Source organism: Williamsia sp. DF01-3 (assembly GCF_023051145.1).
GTDB lineage: Bacteria > Actinomycetota > Actinomycetes > Mycobacteriales > Mycobacteriaceae > Williamsia.
In genome coordinates this window covers 4345518-4359869 of sequence record NZ_JALKFS010000005.1, presented here as the reverse complement: position 1 = coordinate 4359869, position 14352 = coordinate 4345518, and the positions used below count along the sequence as shown (strand labels likewise).

12 protein-coding genes and 2 pseudogenes are annotated in these 14352 nt (G+C 64.4%); 12 read left to right on the top strand and 2 right to left on the bottom strand.

Features of this window, described 5'->3' with window-relative positions; all coding sequences use genetic code 11:
- Positions 1-81: 81 nt before the first annotated feature.
- From tuf to MVA47_RS22535, 5 genes are all read left to right on the top strand, one after another.
- Positions 82-1272 (top strand): elongation factor Tu, encoded by a 1191-nt coding sequence (gene tuf, locus MVA47_RS22555; RefSeq protein WP_023956142.1) that lies wholly within the window; start codon positions 82-84, stop codon positions 1270-1272.
- A gap of 187 nt (positions 1273-1459) precedes the next feature.
- A complete protein-coding gene (locus MVA47_RS22550) occupies positions 1460-2797 on the top strand; it encodes a cytochrome P450 (RefSeq protein WP_247209942.1) in 1338 nt (445 codons plus the stop codon).
- A gap of 77 nt (positions 2798-2874) precedes the next feature.
- Complete coding sequence (locus tag MVA47_RS22545) at positions 2875-3792, top strand: SHOCT domain-containing protein (protein ID WP_247209941.1); 918 nt, start codon at positions 2875-2877, stop codon at positions 3790-3792.
- A gap of 96 nt (positions 3793-3888) precedes the next feature.
- Complete coding sequence (locus MVA47_RS22540) at positions 3889-4506, top strand: ClpP family protease (protein ID WP_062798940.1); 618 nt, start codon at positions 3889-3891, stop codon at positions 4504-4506.
- Positions 4503-5099, top strand: a complete 597-nt coding sequence (locus MVA47_RS22535) for a ClpP family protease (RefSeq protein ID WP_247209940.1) — start codon at positions 4503-4505, stop codon at positions 5097-5099. Before MVA47_RS22540 ends, MVA47_RS22535 begins: the two co-directional genes overlap by 4 nt.
- A gap of 27 nt (positions 5100-5126) precedes the next feature.
- Here MVA47_RS22535 and MVA47_RS22530 read toward each other — a convergent pair whose 3' ends face one another.
- Positions 5127-5555 (bottom strand): helix-turn-helix domain-containing protein, encoded by a 429-nt coding sequence (locus MVA47_RS22530; protein ID WP_247209939.1) that lies wholly within the window; start codon positions 5553-5555, stop codon positions 5127-5129.
- Positions 5556-5808: 253 nt separating this feature from the next.
- Here MVA47_RS22530 and MVA47_RS22525 point away from each other — a divergent pair.
- From MVA47_RS22525 to MVA47_RS22500, 7 genes and pseudogenes are all read left to right on the top strand, one after another.
- Positions 5809-7577: pseudogene (locus MVA47_RS22525) on the top strand (amidohydrolase family protein).
- Positions 7578-7712: pseudogene (locus tag MVA47_RS27110) on the top strand (TetR/AcrR family transcriptional regulator); the annotation flags it as partial. It lies immediately after the preceding pseudogene.
- A 48-nt stretch (positions 7713-7760) separates the two neighbouring features.
- Complete coding sequence (locus tag MVA47_RS22520) at positions 7761-8174, top strand: TetR family transcriptional regulator C-terminal domain-containing protein (RefSeq protein ID WP_308280636.1); 414 nt, start codon at positions 7761-7763, stop codon at positions 8172-8174.
- A 7-nt stretch (positions 8175-8181) separates the two neighbouring features.
- Positions 8182-9153 (top strand): o-succinylbenzoate synthase, encoded by a 972-nt coding sequence (locus MVA47_RS22515; RefSeq protein WP_247209937.1) that lies wholly within the window; start codon positions 8182-8184, stop codon positions 9151-9153.
- A gap of 77 nt (positions 9154-9230) precedes the next feature.
- Positions 9231-10568 (top strand): cytochrome P450, encoded by a 1338-nt coding sequence (locus MVA47_RS22510; RefSeq protein WP_247209936.1) that lies wholly within the window; start codon positions 9231-9233, stop codon positions 10566-10568.
- Complete coding sequence (locus tag MVA47_RS22505; protein ID WP_023956124.1) at positions 10568-11194, top strand: TetR/AcrR family transcriptional regulator; 627 nt, start codon at positions 10568-10570, stop codon at positions 11192-11194. Before MVA47_RS22510 ends, MVA47_RS22505 begins: the two co-directional genes overlap by 1 nt.
- Before the next feature lie 8 nt (positions 11195-11202).
- Positions 11203-12828, top strand: coding sequence for an AMP-binding protein (locus MVA47_RS22500; RefSeq protein WP_247209935.1), 1626 nt, complete (start codon positions 11203-11205; stop codon positions 12826-12828).
- A 141-nt stretch (positions 12829-12969) separates the two neighbouring features.
- Here the strand turns inward: MVA47_RS22500 and MVA47_RS22495 are convergent, their stop codons facing one another.
- Positions 12970-14337 (bottom strand): amino acid permease, encoded by a 1368-nt coding sequence (locus tag MVA47_RS22495; protein WP_247209934.1) that lies wholly within the window; start codon positions 14335-14337, stop codon positions 12970-12972.
- Positions 14338-14352: the final 15 nt, after the last annotated feature.

The following is a 14352-nucleotide window of genomic DNA, read 5'->3' as shown; positions in this document are numbered from 1 at the left end:
CCCCTTGCCGCGCAAGAACTAAACACCCAGTGAAACCCGGAAGATTCCGGTTCACGACAACAAGTCCAGGAGGACAATCAAGTGGCGAAGGCGAAGTTCGAGCGGACCAAGCCGCACGTGAACATCGGCACCATCGGTCACGTCGACCACGGCAAGACCACGCTGACGGCGGCCATCACCAAGGTGTTGCACGACAAGTTCCCGGATCTCAACGCGAGCTTTGCGTTCGATCAGATCGACAAGGCTCCGGAAGAGAAGGCTCGTGGTATCACGATCAACATCTCGCATGTTGAGTACCAGACGGAGAAGCGTCACTACGCCCACGTCGATGCTCCTGGTCACGCGGACTACATCAAGAACATGATCACCGGTGCAGCCCAGATGGACGGCGCCATCCTCGTGGTCGCCGCCACCGACGGCCCGATGCCGCAGACCCGCGAGCACGTGCTGCTCGCGCGTCAGGTCGGCGTGCCTTACATCCTGGTCGCGCTGAACAAGGCCGACATGGTTGATGACGACGAGATCATCGAGCTGGTCGAGATGGAGGTGCGCGAGCTCCTCGCTGCACAGGACTTCGACGAAGACGCTCCGGTCATCAAGGTCTCGGCCCTGAAGGCGCTCGAAGGCGACCCCGAGTGGGTCAAGACCGTCGAAGAGCTCATGGACGCTGTCGACGAGAGCATCCCGGAGCCGGTTCGTGAGACCGAGAAGCCCTTCCTCATGCCTGTGGAGGACGTGTTCACGATCACCGGTCGTGGCACCGTCGTCACCGGTCGTGTGGAGCGTGGCGAGGTCAAGGTGAACGAGGAAGTCGACATCGTCGGCATCCGCGAGAAGAGCACCAAGACCACCGTCACCGGTATCGAGATGTTCCACAAGCTCCTCGACTCGGCACAGGCAGGCGACAACGCCGGTCTGCTGCTGCGTGGTCTGAAGCGCGAAGACGTCGAGCGTGGACAGGTTGTCATCAAGCCGGGCACCACCACCCCGCACACCGAGTTCGAAGGACAGGCCTACATCCTGTCCAAGGACGAGGGCGGACGGCACACCCCGTTCTTCAACAACTACCGTCCCCAGTTCTACTTCCGTACAACTGACGTGACGGGCGTTGTGACCCTGCCCGAGGGCACCGAGATGGTCATGCCCGGTGACAACACCGAGATGTCCGTCAAGCTGATCCAGCCGGTCGCCATGGATGAGGGCCTGCGCTTCGCGATCCGTGAAGGTGGCCGCACCGTCGGTGCCGGTCGCGTCACGAAGATCAACAAGTGACGGTTCCGACTCCGTCGGACTGCGTCAGGATCAACAAGTATCAATAACAGAACAAACAGGAAGCGCCCGACCCCATCTGGGGTCGGGCGTTTTTTGTGTAGGGGTCCGATGGATATGTGTGACGTGGTTTACAAGTAACTCCGCCAAAGATACGGTTATAGAAATTCGTTTCTTCGGAGGTCGACGTATGCCCACCAAGTTCTCGCAGATCCCTTCCGGGAGTGGCCTCAAAGAGGTCCCATTCTCGACGCGTAACGGCGTCATGGAGGTCCTGGCCATGCGCCACGACCCGTTCAAGCAGTCGGATGAACGCCACGCCAAGTACGGGCGGGTCTCGGGTATCAACGCCTTCGGGCAGAAGATCGTCATCGCTTCGGGCCCAGACGCCTGCGACGAGATCCTGATGAACAAGAAGAAGGCCTTCGCGAACGGGCCGGCGTGGACCTACCTCATCGGGCCGTTCTTCAACCGGGGCGTCATGCTGCTCGACTTCGACGAGCACCGTCACCACCGGCTCATCCTGCAGCAGGCGTTCAACGCCAAGGTGTTGCGCGGATACATGGACGCGATGCAGCCGATCATCCGTGACCGGGTCGCTCAATTCCCCACGGGAAAGGTGCTGTTGTTCCACGAGTTCAAGGCACTGACCCTCGACGTCGCCCTCGAGGTGTTCCTGGGTATGGAACTGCCGAAAGCCGAGGCGGACCGGCTCAACAAGGCCTTCCTGGAGACCGTGCAGGCAGGCGTGGCGGTGATCCGCAAACCGGTCCCCGGTACCCGGTGGTGGAAAGGTCTCCGCTCACGCAAGATCCTCGAGGAGTTCTTCTACAAGCACATCCCCGCCAAACGAGCGACTGAGACACCCGACCTCTTCTCCGTGCTCTGTCACGCCGAAAGCGATGAGGGACACAGCTTCACCGACGAGGACGTCGTCAATCACATGATCTTCGTGCTGATGGCCGCCCATGACACCTCCACCATCACCATGACCCAGATGTGCTACCGCATGGCCAAGTCGCCGCAGTGGCAGGTGCGCGCCCGCGAGCAGTCCCGCGAGCTGGGTTCGGAACTGGGCTACGACGACCTCGCCGCGCTGACCGACCTCGACCTGATCATGAAGGAGTCGCTGCGGATGTGCACCCCGGTCCCGGCGCATCCCCGGATGACCGTGCAGGACACCGAGATCCAGGGCTACTACTTACCCAAGGGGACCATGGTGACGGTGCCCAGCATGATCAACCACCTCGACCCCGAGTACTGGAAAGACCCGTGGACCTTCGACCCCGAGCGCTTCAGCAAGGAGCGGGCCGAGGACAAGGTCCATCGCATGGCGTGGAGCCCGTTCGGCGGCGGCGTGCACAAGTGCATCGGGCTGTACTTCGGCCAGATGGAGGTCAAGACGATCATGCATCAGCTGTTGCGCAACTTCGAGTGGTCGGTGCCCGACAGCTATGAGATCCCGATGAACTATGCGTCGTTGCCGATCCCCAAGGACGGTTTCCCGGTCACGCTGCGTCGGTTGTGATATCTATTCACCTCGACAGCCGGTGACAGTTGGGGCCGAGAACCGCGCCCGGGCCGGCGGGGTGAGGGTGCCACAGCATGAGCTTTTTCGGACAGGGTGATAGCAACCGCGAACCGAGTTTCCTACGGACGTTCGTACCGATCCTGCTGTTCACGTTGCTTTGCGGAATCGTCGGTCCGATCTTCCTGGTTGCGTATTTTCTGATCGACGACCCGCTCACCGGCTGGATGTTCTACGCAGGCCTGGGGATCACGGTCGCAGACGTGGTCATCGGATACTTTGTCGCACAGTCGCTCTACCGTCGCCGACGTAAACGCTATAACCTGGAACAGAACGGCAGGTTCGGCATCGGCGAGGTGCGCTCGGTGGACCAGACCAACGTGCGCATCAACGGACAGCCGATGATGAAGATCTCGCTGGCCATCTCCGGCGACGGCATCGCCCCGTTCGAGGCGACCAAACGCGTGGTGGTGCCGTTCATGTTCTTGCCGGCTCTGCGGTCGCACAGGGTTGCGGTGCTCGTCGACACCTACTCGGGTGAGTTCGACATCGACTGGCAGCGCACCGCACTGCTGGCCGGGACGTCGCCCGCGCGGTTCACCGACACCGACACCGGCGAGGAGTTCGATCTGTCCGGCAAGAGTGATGCCCTGATCCAGATCATGAGGGTCTTCGCCGACAACAACATCCCGTTCGGAGGCAGGGTGGATCTGCGGTCGAATCCTGTTGTGCGTGAGCAGGTGATCGACATCGCGCGGCGTCACGGACGTCCGGACGGGTTCGCCCAGCAGGGGCCGCCGGGCCGGCCTACACCGGAGCGTCCGGACATGAGCAAGCCGAGCGCGGCTTCGTTCACACACCCACCGGCCGCGCCGCCCGGTCCGCCAAGCACACCTGGCCAGCGGCTGGCCGAACTCGAGTCGATGCGTGCGGCGGGCACCATCAGCCTCGAGGAGTACCGCGCGGTACGTACCAGGATTCTCGACGACTTCTGACGTTTGGGGTGCTGCCGTCGGCAGAACCGCTAAGGGCTGATCTGCCCTGGGCAGCAACAGCTTTCGCTTGCCCCGGGCTGGGCTCACAGTGGGGTCATGAGCGACAACTACACACCTCCGGCCATCATCGACGACGAATTACAGACGCGGCTCTTCCACCAACGGGTGATCGTGCTCGGCGACCAGCTCGACCAGAAGCTCGGCAACAGGCTGTGCAGCCAGTTGCTCCTGCTGTCTGCCGAAGATTCACGTAAAGACATCAGCTTCTGGATCAACTCGCCTGGGGGCTCGGTGCCGGCGATGCTCGCGATCATGGACGTCATGCGGGCCATCCCCAACGACGTCAGCACCCTTGCCCTCGGAATCGCCGCGAGCGCGGGCCAATTCCTGTTGTCGGCGGGGACGCCGGGCAAACGTCATGCGCTGACGCATTCCCGGATCTTGATGCACCAGGGTTCGTCCGGCATCGGTGGAACCGCGGTCGACGTCGAGTTGCAGGCCGACGATTTGCGGCACACCCGCGACACGGTGCTGGCGCTGATCGCCGAGCACACCGGACAGCCCGCCGAGAAGATCTGGAACGACTCGTTACGGGACCGGTGGTACACGGCGGAGCAGGCGGTCGAATACGGATTCGTGGATCGCATCGCCGACGGTGTCGCGGACATCTATCCGGCGTCGGCCCGCCCGGTTGCATTGGGAGGCGTCCGATGAGCACGTACACGGTGCCGTACGTCGTGGAGAAGACCGCAGCGGGGGAGCGCTCGATGGACGTCTACAGCCGACTTCTCTCCGAGCGGATCGTCTACCTGGGCACCGAGATCGACGACGGGGTGGCCAACGTACTGATCGCGCAGTTGCTGCATCTGGAGTCCGACAGCTCGGAGATGCCGATCAACCTCTACATCAACTCACCCGGAGGGTCGCCGGCCGCGATGCTCGCCGTGTACGACACGATGCAGTTCATCCGGCCCGACGTCGCGACGACCTGCGTCGGTCAGGCCGGTGGTCCCGCCGCGGTTCTGCTCGCCGGAGGTGCGGCCGGACAACGATCCATCCTCAGGCATGGCCGAGTGGTGTTGCATCAGCCGTCAATTCAGGGTCAGGGGTCGATTCCCGACCTGATCATCCACGCCGACGAGGTGGTTCGCGTACGTGCAGAACTCGAGGAACTGCTGGCGCGGCACACGGGTAAGAACCTCGACGCCCTCCGTCACGACACCGACCGGGAGCTCATCCTGCCCGCGGCGGCCAGCGTCGAATACGGGTTGGCCGACCAGGTCCTGGAGTACCGGCCGATGCGGTAACCCTCTGGAACTCGGCCGTCGGCCATGTCAGGACGCCAGACGCAGGTGAGCGCGGCCCGAGGATGAGGCCGGCCGCGACACCGAGGAAGAGGTCCGGGGGAGTCCGCCTACCGCGATGGCCTGGCCGGCTGCATCGTGTGCGGCCCGCTCGATGATCGCGGCGACGCCTTTGGTGATGTCGAGCAGTGTGAGGCCGAGGGCGCCGGCGACCGCCGAGAGGATCTCCGACGACGGCTCTTTGCGTCCGCGCTCGATCTCGGACAGATATTGGGGCGAGACACCCGCCTCGGCGGCAACCCCGGTGAGGATCCGGCCCTGCTCCCCGCGGACATCACGCAGGTACGTCCCGAGGACGTCGCGCCAGAGCGGCTCGGGTTCCTGCGGTTGTTCGCGAGGCCGTGAACGGGCACGGAGATCGGCGGACGTGGTGTCGGTGATGGTGAGACTGCGGCCCATCTACCGAACGTAGATCGAAGGGTGGGCCGGTGCACCGCGAATCTGCTCAGAGCAGAAGCAGCGCTTGGTTCGGCTCGGATGCCGGCAAGGCGCCGTGTTGAAAGACGAACCAACATTTTAGTTCGCGAGTGGCCACTCTCTATGTTATCGTTGAGATAGAGAGTGATGGAGGTCACACATGAGTCTGCAGGCGGACACCACGGCACCGGTCGACGGCAACGGACGTACGGGAGGCGGCGATGCCCCGTACGACATGGTCGTCCGCGGGGGCACCTGGTTCGACGGGACCGGTCAGCCAGGTCTGCGCCGCGACCTCGGGATCCGGAACGGCAGGGTCGTCTCCGTCTCCGCCAAACCTCTGCCCGCCGGGCCCGACACGCAGCTGATCGACGCAGCCGGTCAGTGGGTGATGCCCGGGTTCATCGACGTGCACACCCATTACGACGCCGAGGTGCTGGTGGCACCGGGTCTCGGTGAGTCGGTGCGCCACGGCATCACCACCGCGATCGTCGGCAACTGTTCGCTGTCCACCGTGTACGCAACCCCTGTCGACGCCGCGGACCTGTTCAGTCGGGTCGAGGCTCTGCCGCGCGATCACGTGATCAAGGCGCTCGATGGCGGGAAGACGTGGACCGATCCCGCGTCCTACGTCGATGCGATCAACGATTTGCCGCTGGGTCCGAACATCGCGGCCTTCCTTGGTCATTCCGACATTCGGACGGCCGTGATGGGGCTCGGTCGCTCCACCGATCGGTCGCACACACCGAGTCGCACCGAGATGGACGCCATGCTCGAGGCGGTCAACGACGCCCTCGACGCGGGATTCCTCGGGGTGTCGGGGATGACCAACCCCTGGGACAAACTGGACGGCGACCGCTACCGGTCGCGGTCACTGCCCTCCACCTATGCCCACTGGAGCGAGCGCCGCAAGATCAACAAGGTGCTGCGGCAACGTGATCGGGTATTGCAGACCATCCCCAACCTGAACACCAAATACGACATCCTCTTCTTCCTCGCCGGGAGTACCGGGCTCGGCCGCAAACCCCTCAAGACCTCGGTCCTCGCGGCCGCCGACGCGAAGTCGGACCGGTGGGTGCGGCGCATCTTCGGGCCGATCGCGACAGTGGCCAACAACTGGGGTCGGGGCGCTCTGCGATGGCAACATCTGCCGGTGCCCTTCCAGGTGTACAGCGACGGCATCGATCTCGTGGTGTTCGAGGAATTCGGTTCGGGCCGTGCGGCACTGCACCTGCGCGAGGAGATGGGCCGGAACGACCTGCTGGCCGATCCCGAGTATCGGCGATGGTTCCGCAAGGACTTCGAGAAGAAGTTCAGCTCACGGATCTGGCATCGCGACTTCGACGACGCCGAGATCACCGAGTGCCCCGACGAATCCATGGTCGGTAAGACGGTGGAAGAGGTGGCCCGCGAACGCGGGGTCCACAGCACCGACATGTTCCTCGACCTCGTGGTGGACTACGGCACGAAGTTCCGCTGGCGCACGGTGATCACCAATGACCGTCCGGAGATCGCCGACTGGTTGATCAAGCAGAACGGTGTGACCATCGGTTTCTCCGACGCCGGTGCGCATCTGCGCAACATGGCGTTCTACAACTACGGGATCCGTTTGCTGCAACGTGTGAAGGAAGCCGAACACGGCTCGCGCACACCGTTTCTCACCATCGAAGAAGCGGTGCACAAACTCACCGGTGAACTCGGGGAGTTCTACGGCCTTGACGCCGGATTCCTGCGCGAGGGGGACCGCGCCGATTTCGTGGTCGTCGACCCGGCGGGACTGACCGATCAGACCAAGGAATACGCTGAGGCAACCATGACCGAATTCGGGGGATCAAGCGCATGGTCAATCGTAATGACGACGCGGTGTCTGCGACCGTGGTCGGCGGCCAGTATCTCTACGGTCGCGGCAACTTCGCTCCGGGTTTCGGCACCACGGTGCAGGCCGGCCAGTTCCTGCGTGCAGGGGCCGCGCGCGGGACGGTACGCGAGAGGTCGACCGCGTAGATGGGAGAGGCACGCCGCACCCAGGAGCAGCGCCGGACAGCCACGATGGCGCGGCTGGTGGATGCGTGCGTGGAGTCGCTGTGCGAGCTGGGATATCAACGCAGCACCATCAGTGAGATCTGTGCGCGTAGCGGAGTGTCCCAGGGTGGGCTGTTCCGCCATTTCCCGACTCGGCTGGACCTGGTGATCGCGGCCGCCGATTCCGTGCGTGCCAGACAGTTCGAGGCCTTTTCGCAGAGTCTGGCGCTGCTGGGAACCGGTACATTGGCCGACTGCCTCGTGCTCGTCCGGCAAGCGTGCCGGGCGCCGATCAACGGTGCCTGGTACGAACTGCTGATCGCCGCGCGGACCGACGCGGGGCTCCGGGATCGGCTCGCCCCCTTGCTTGCCGAGTACCACGATCAGATAGCCCAGTTCGCGCGGACGGTCCCCGCCGTGCAGGGATTGCCCGACGGGCAGGTCGAACTCGTGGCGCTGACCATCGTCCATCTCTTCGACGGGGAAGCCGTTGCTGCGGCGGTCAATCCGCAGCCAGAATTGGAGCAGCAGCGGCTCGAACTGGTACTCGGCTGGCTGGCCGGGGCGGCAGATCGGTGAATCGTTCATGACGATCCCCTCCGCGTGTCCGGTCCCGTCTTTCGAGGAGATCGCGGAATCGGCCGTGGTGGTGGCGCTGCCCATGCGCATGCGGTTTCGCGACATCACCACGCGTGAGGTGATGTTGTTCCGGGGGCCGGCCGGATGGGGCGAGTTCGGTGCCTTCGTCGAATACGACGACGCCGAATCGGCCGCCTGGCTTGCGGCGGGTATCGAAGCCGCCTACCTCGGACCGCCGCCCGCGACGAGGGACTCGGTTGCGGTCAACGCCACCGTTCCGGCGATCCCGGCCGATCAGGTGGACGAGGTGCTGGCCCGGTATCCAGGCGCGCACACGGCGAAGGTCAAGGTGGCGCAGGAGGGCCAGACGCTCGACGACGACGTCGCACGCGTGGAGGCCGTCCGGTCCCGCATCGACCATGTCCGGGTGGATGCGAACGGTAAATGGACTGTGCAGCAAGCGATCACGGCGATCCGCGCGCTCGGTGAGCTGGAGTACGCGGAGCAGCCCTGCGTCACCATCGACGAACTCGCTGCGGTCCGGGCCGCCGTCGACACCCCGATCGCGGCCGACGAGAGCATCCGGCGCGCCGGTGACCCCCTCAAGGTCATCGCCGCCGAGGCCGCCGACATCGCCGTGCTGAAGGTGGCGCCCCTCGGCGGCATGCGGCGGGTGCTCGATCTCGCCGGCCGGATTCCGATACCGGTGGTCATCTCCAGCGCCCTCGACTCCGCGGTCGGCATCTCCGCCGGCGTGGCCACCGCGGTCGCGTTGCCTGCCGAACCCCCTGCCTGCGGGCTCGGCACCGGTGGACTGTTCGTCACCGACGTCGCCGAGCCCTTTGTGCCGGAGATGGGTTCGCTCGGTCCCCGACTGGTCGACATCGATCCCACTGTGCTGCCCCTCGCCGGCGAAGACAGGCGGGACTGGTGGCTGGAGCGTCTGCGCCGCTGCCTGGCGATACTCGCCGACAACTGAAAACCGCAACCGGCTGTGCCTGGACGTCGCCAGAAGATACAATTTTGCGAAATCGTTCCAACAGCGGAGGTTCAGCAATGTCGGTCATCCTGGCGGAGGCCCCATCGGGCAGCGGTCTGAAGTCGATCGAGGGTTCGGACACCAACGGGGCGATCCAGATCCTGAAGATGCGCCGGGACCCGTTCGCCTTCAGCGACGCCCAGCAGGCGGCATTCGGTCGTGTGTCGTTCATGAACGCCTTCGGGCAGAAGCTGATCACCTGCCGCGGGCCCGAAGCTGCCGACCAGATCCTGATGAACAAAGACAAGGCGTTCGCAAACGGTCCGGCCTGGAGCTTTTTCATCGGCCCGTTCTTCAATCGCGGTGTGATGCTGCTCGACTTCGAAGAGCACCGCCACCATCGGCTGATCCTCCAGCAGGCTTTCACCCAGCCCGTGCTGAAGGGCTACATGCAAGAGATGCAGCCGATGATCGTCGAGCGCATCAAGCAGTTCCCCGTCGGCGAGGTCAAGCTGTTCAGCGAGTTCAAGGCACTCACCCTCGACGTGGCACTCGAGGTCTTCATGGGTCTGGAACTACCCAAAGAGGAAGCCGACCGCGTCAACAAGGCCTTCATCGACACGGTCCGCGCAGGAGTCGCGCTGGTTCGCCGGCCGGTTCCCGGTGGTCGCTGGTGGAAGGGGCTGCGGTCACGCAAAGTCCTCGAAGAGTTCTTCATGAGCCACATCGCCGCCAAGCGGGCGGGGGAGTCGCCCGACCTGTTCTCGGTGCTGTGCCACGCCGAGAGTGAGGAGGGCCATCGGTTCACCGACGAAGACGTGGTCAACCACATGATCTTCGTGATGATGGCGGCCCACGACACCTCGACGATGACGATGAGCCAGATGGCGTACCGGATGGCCAAGTCGCCGGAGTGGCAGGACCGCGCCCGCGCTCAGTCCATGGAACTCGGCGCCGAGCTCGGCTACGACGACCTGGCCAAGCTGACCGATCTCGACCTGATCATGAAGGAGTCGCTGCGCATGTGCGCTCCGGTTCCCGGGCAGCCGCGCATGGCGATCAAAGACACCGAGGTACTCGGGCACTACGTACCCAAGGGTTCGATCGTGTCGGTCCCAGGGCTGACCAACCACTACGACGCCGAGTACTGGTCCAACCCATTCGTCTTCGATCCCGAGCGGTTCACCAAGGAGCGCGCCGAGGACAAGAAGCACCGGATGGCATGGATGCCCTTCGGCGGTGGCGTGCACAAGTGCATCGGGTTGTATTTTGGGCAGATGGAGGTCCGGACGATCATGCACCAGTTGTTACGCGGATTCGAGTGGTCGGTGCCGCAGGACTACACGATGCCGATGGATTTCAGCTCGCTGCCGGTGCCCAAGGACAAGCTGCCCGTCACCATGCGGCGCGTGTGATGGCGCGGTCGTCGAGTCCCACCGAAGAACGGGCATCATCGTCGCGCAAGGTGCGCAACACCGCATCGCCGCGCGAGCAAGAAGACGCAATCCTCGAGGCCGCGCGAGGCGAGTTCGAGGACAACGGCATTCGTCGTACCGGTGTCGACGATGTCGCCAAGCGTGCGGGGGTCAGTCGCAGCACCCTGTACCGGCGGTTCCCGAACAAGGAGGCGCTGCTGCTCGGTGTGGCCGAACGCATCTACCTCGACGGAATGATGTTGCTCGAGCAGGCCACCGTCGGCCACGGACCGCAGGAAGCGGTTGTCGAGGCGTTCCTCGCCGGTGCGCAGCTGGTGAACAACGACCCGTTGATCCGCCGCATGATGGTCGACGAACGCGACGCACTCAAGGGCATCACCAACTCGGTGACCGGTCTGTTCATCGAAATCGTGACCGGACGGATCATGAAGACGTTGCGGGCGGCCGGCGCGAAGATGCCCGATGAGGATCTGCACGCCGTCACCGAAATCCTTGTCCGGCTGGTGATCTCGTACCTCGATACCCCGGCGATGGATGAGAGCAGATCGGAGCCCGAAGCGGTCCGCGACTACGCGCAGCGCTATCTCGCGACGATGGTGTGGTGAGGCGTCGCGTGTCGAAGCTGAACCATGTGCGTACCGAGTTGGCGGCGGTACGGGAACTGCGGCGCGCCGGCGCGATGCCGGGTGTTCGGCAACTGCCTCAGGTCGCCAGGCTCCGGCGTGCGGCAGGTGAAGCAGCGGGCCCTGCGATTTATGCGGCCATCCACGGCAGCCGGGTTGCGCTGATCGACCCGCACGGACCGGTGACGTACAGCGGACTGGCCGCGATGTGCAACGCGGTCATGAACGGCCTGGGTGAGGTCCTGCCAGGTCAGGACCGGCACACCGTGGGAGTGATGTGCCGCAACAGCCGCTTTGCGGTGATCGGTCTGCTCTCGGGCATCGGACTCGGGGCACGTGTGGTGCTGCTGAACACCGATCTCGGCGCCAAGCAGATGGCGGAGGTGACCGCTCGCGAGAAGGTCGACGTGATCCTGCACGACGCGGAGTTCGCCGGCGTCCTCGAATTGGTTGACCACAGGGTCCGCCGGTACGTTGCCTGGACCGACCAGGCTGCGGGTGAGCCAGCACCCGGCACACTCGACGATCTGATCGCCTCGAGTTCGACCGAACTGCCGCGGGCGCCGCAGCACCAGTCGTCGCTGGTGATCCTCACGAGCGGCAGCACCGGAGCGCCGAAGGGTGCGCCGCGCGACGGCGCGGTGTCGATGTCGTTGCCGGCCGGGTTCGTCTCCAAGATCCCGATCCGCGGCTCCGACACCGTGCTGATGTCGGCGCCGGCCTTCCACGGCTGGGGCCTGCTTGCCACGATGGTGTGCCTGCTGACCGGCGCGACCGTGGTTATGGACCGGCGGTTCCGGGCACCGGAGTCGCTGAGTCTCTTGGTCGAACACCGTTGCACCGCAATGATGGTGGTCCCCACCATGCTGCGCCGGTTCATGGACCTCGACGATGAACAGCTCCGTCGCATCGACCACGGCCGGCTCCGCATGATCGCCTCCGGCGGCGCCAAACTCGACGCATCTCTGGTGCTTGCCGTTGCCGAGCGGTTCGGGCCGGTACTGCACAATCTCTACGGCGCGACCGAGGCTTCGTACGTCACCATTGCGACCCCTGCCGACCTCGCGGCCGAACCCACCACCGCCGGGCGCCCACCGCTGGGTGTCGAGGTGGCCATCATCAGAGACGGTGCTCGGGTACCGACGGGGGAGTCCGGACAGATCTTCGTGCGGTCGGGCAGCCAGATCAGCAAGTACACCAACGGCACGAGCAAAGAGACGCTGAACGGGATGTTGAACACCGGCGACACCGGACGTCTCGATGCCGCGGGAAGGCTGTTCGTCGAGGGCCGCAGTGACGGGATGATCATCTCCGGCGGGGAAAACGTCTTCCCCGAAGAGGTGGAACTGGCGCTCGGCAAGCATCCCGACATCGTCGACGCCGCTGTTGTTGCCGTCTCCGATCAGGACTTCGGCCAACGACTCCGGGCATTTGTGGTGCCCCGTGATGGTGCCGACGTGGTGGTCGCCGACGTAAAGAGCTACATCGGTACCGAGTTGTCGCGGTCGCGAGTTCCTCGTGACGTCATCGTGGTTCCCGACCTGCCGCGTGGCGCACAAGGCAAGGTCACAAAAACCACACTCGACGCGCTGGCCCAGGAGCACAACACGGCGTAGGTCGGTAGGTCTCGCTCGGTGTTCTGGTTGTTGCTCGGTCTGTAGTGCGAGCGTGTGCGGGTTTCGTGAGCCGCGAAACTACTTCGCTCGGTGTCCTCGCCGTTGCTCGCCCTGCAGACCGCGCGTCTACCAGAACCCCCGTCATCCACCCAGCGGGTCAGAGGTGACGTTCAGCCTGGAGTGTTTGCGGCCGTAGACGAGGTAGTAGCAGATCACCACCGACACCCACAGTCCGAAGAAGACAAAGGTGTACCAGTGCAGTCCCCACAGGATGTACATGCACGCCGCGATGGCCAGAACAGGGGTGACGGGATAGAACGGGACCTTGAACGGCCTTTCCAGATTCGGCTCGCGACGGCGCAGGATGATCACGCCGAGACTGACGACGGTGAAGGCGGTGAGGGTGCCGATCGACACCATGTCGATCAGGTAATCCAAGGGGATGAAGCCGGCCATCAGGGCTACGACCACGGCCACCACAACCGTGTTGTTCACCGGCGTCAACGTCGTGGCGTTCACCCGCGTGAAGAACGTCGGCAGCATGCCGTCGCGGCCCATCGCGAACAGGATGCGGGTCTGGCCGTACAGGGTGACCAGGGTGACCGAGAAGATGGAGATGACGGCACCCGCCGACAACACGATGGACGGCCAGGTCGACCCGGTCACATCCTCGAGGATCTGGGCCAGGCCGGCCTCCTGCCCCTTGAACTTGTCTGCCTGCTGGGCGCCGACTGCGGCAAGCGCGACCAACACGTACACAACGATGACGGTGATCAACGCGGCCATCAGTGCCCGGGGCATGGTGCGCTGCGGGTCCTTCACCTCTTCGCCTGCCGTGGACACGGCGTCGAGTCCGATGAACGAGAAGAAGATGACGCCTGCTGCGGCTGTCACGCCGTTGGCGCCGTTGAGGAAGAACGGGCTCATGTTGTCGGTGTTGAAGGCGGAGAATGCGACCGCTGCGAACAGGGCCAGCACCGACAACTTGATGGCCACCATGATCGCGTTGGCGCGGGCGGACTCGCTGGCTCCCCGGATGAGCAGGACCGCGCAGAGCGCCACCAGGATGATCGCGGGCAGATTGACCACACCGGGGTTCTCGTCCCATGGTGCCGCGCTGAGCGCGTGTGGGATCGCTGGTAGGTGGATATAGCCGAGGAGTGCGTTGAGGTACTGACTCCAACCGACGGCGACCGCGGCGGTCGCCACCCCGTACTCGAGCAGCAGACAGCCCGCGACAGCCATCGCGACAACCTCGCCGAGCGTGGCGTACGCGTAGGAATACGTCGACCCCGACACCGGCACCGCCGACGCCATCTCGGCGTAGCAGATCACCGCGAGACCGGCGGCGATGCCGGCGATGAGGAATGAGATCACCACGGACGGCCCGGCATCGGGCACCGCTTCGCTCATCACGAAGAAGATTCCGGTGCCGACGGTGGATCCGATACCGAAGCACGCCAGCTGTGTGGTGGTGATGGTGCGTTTGAGGCCGGTGTCCGCTTCCACGAGGTGGCCTGGGAA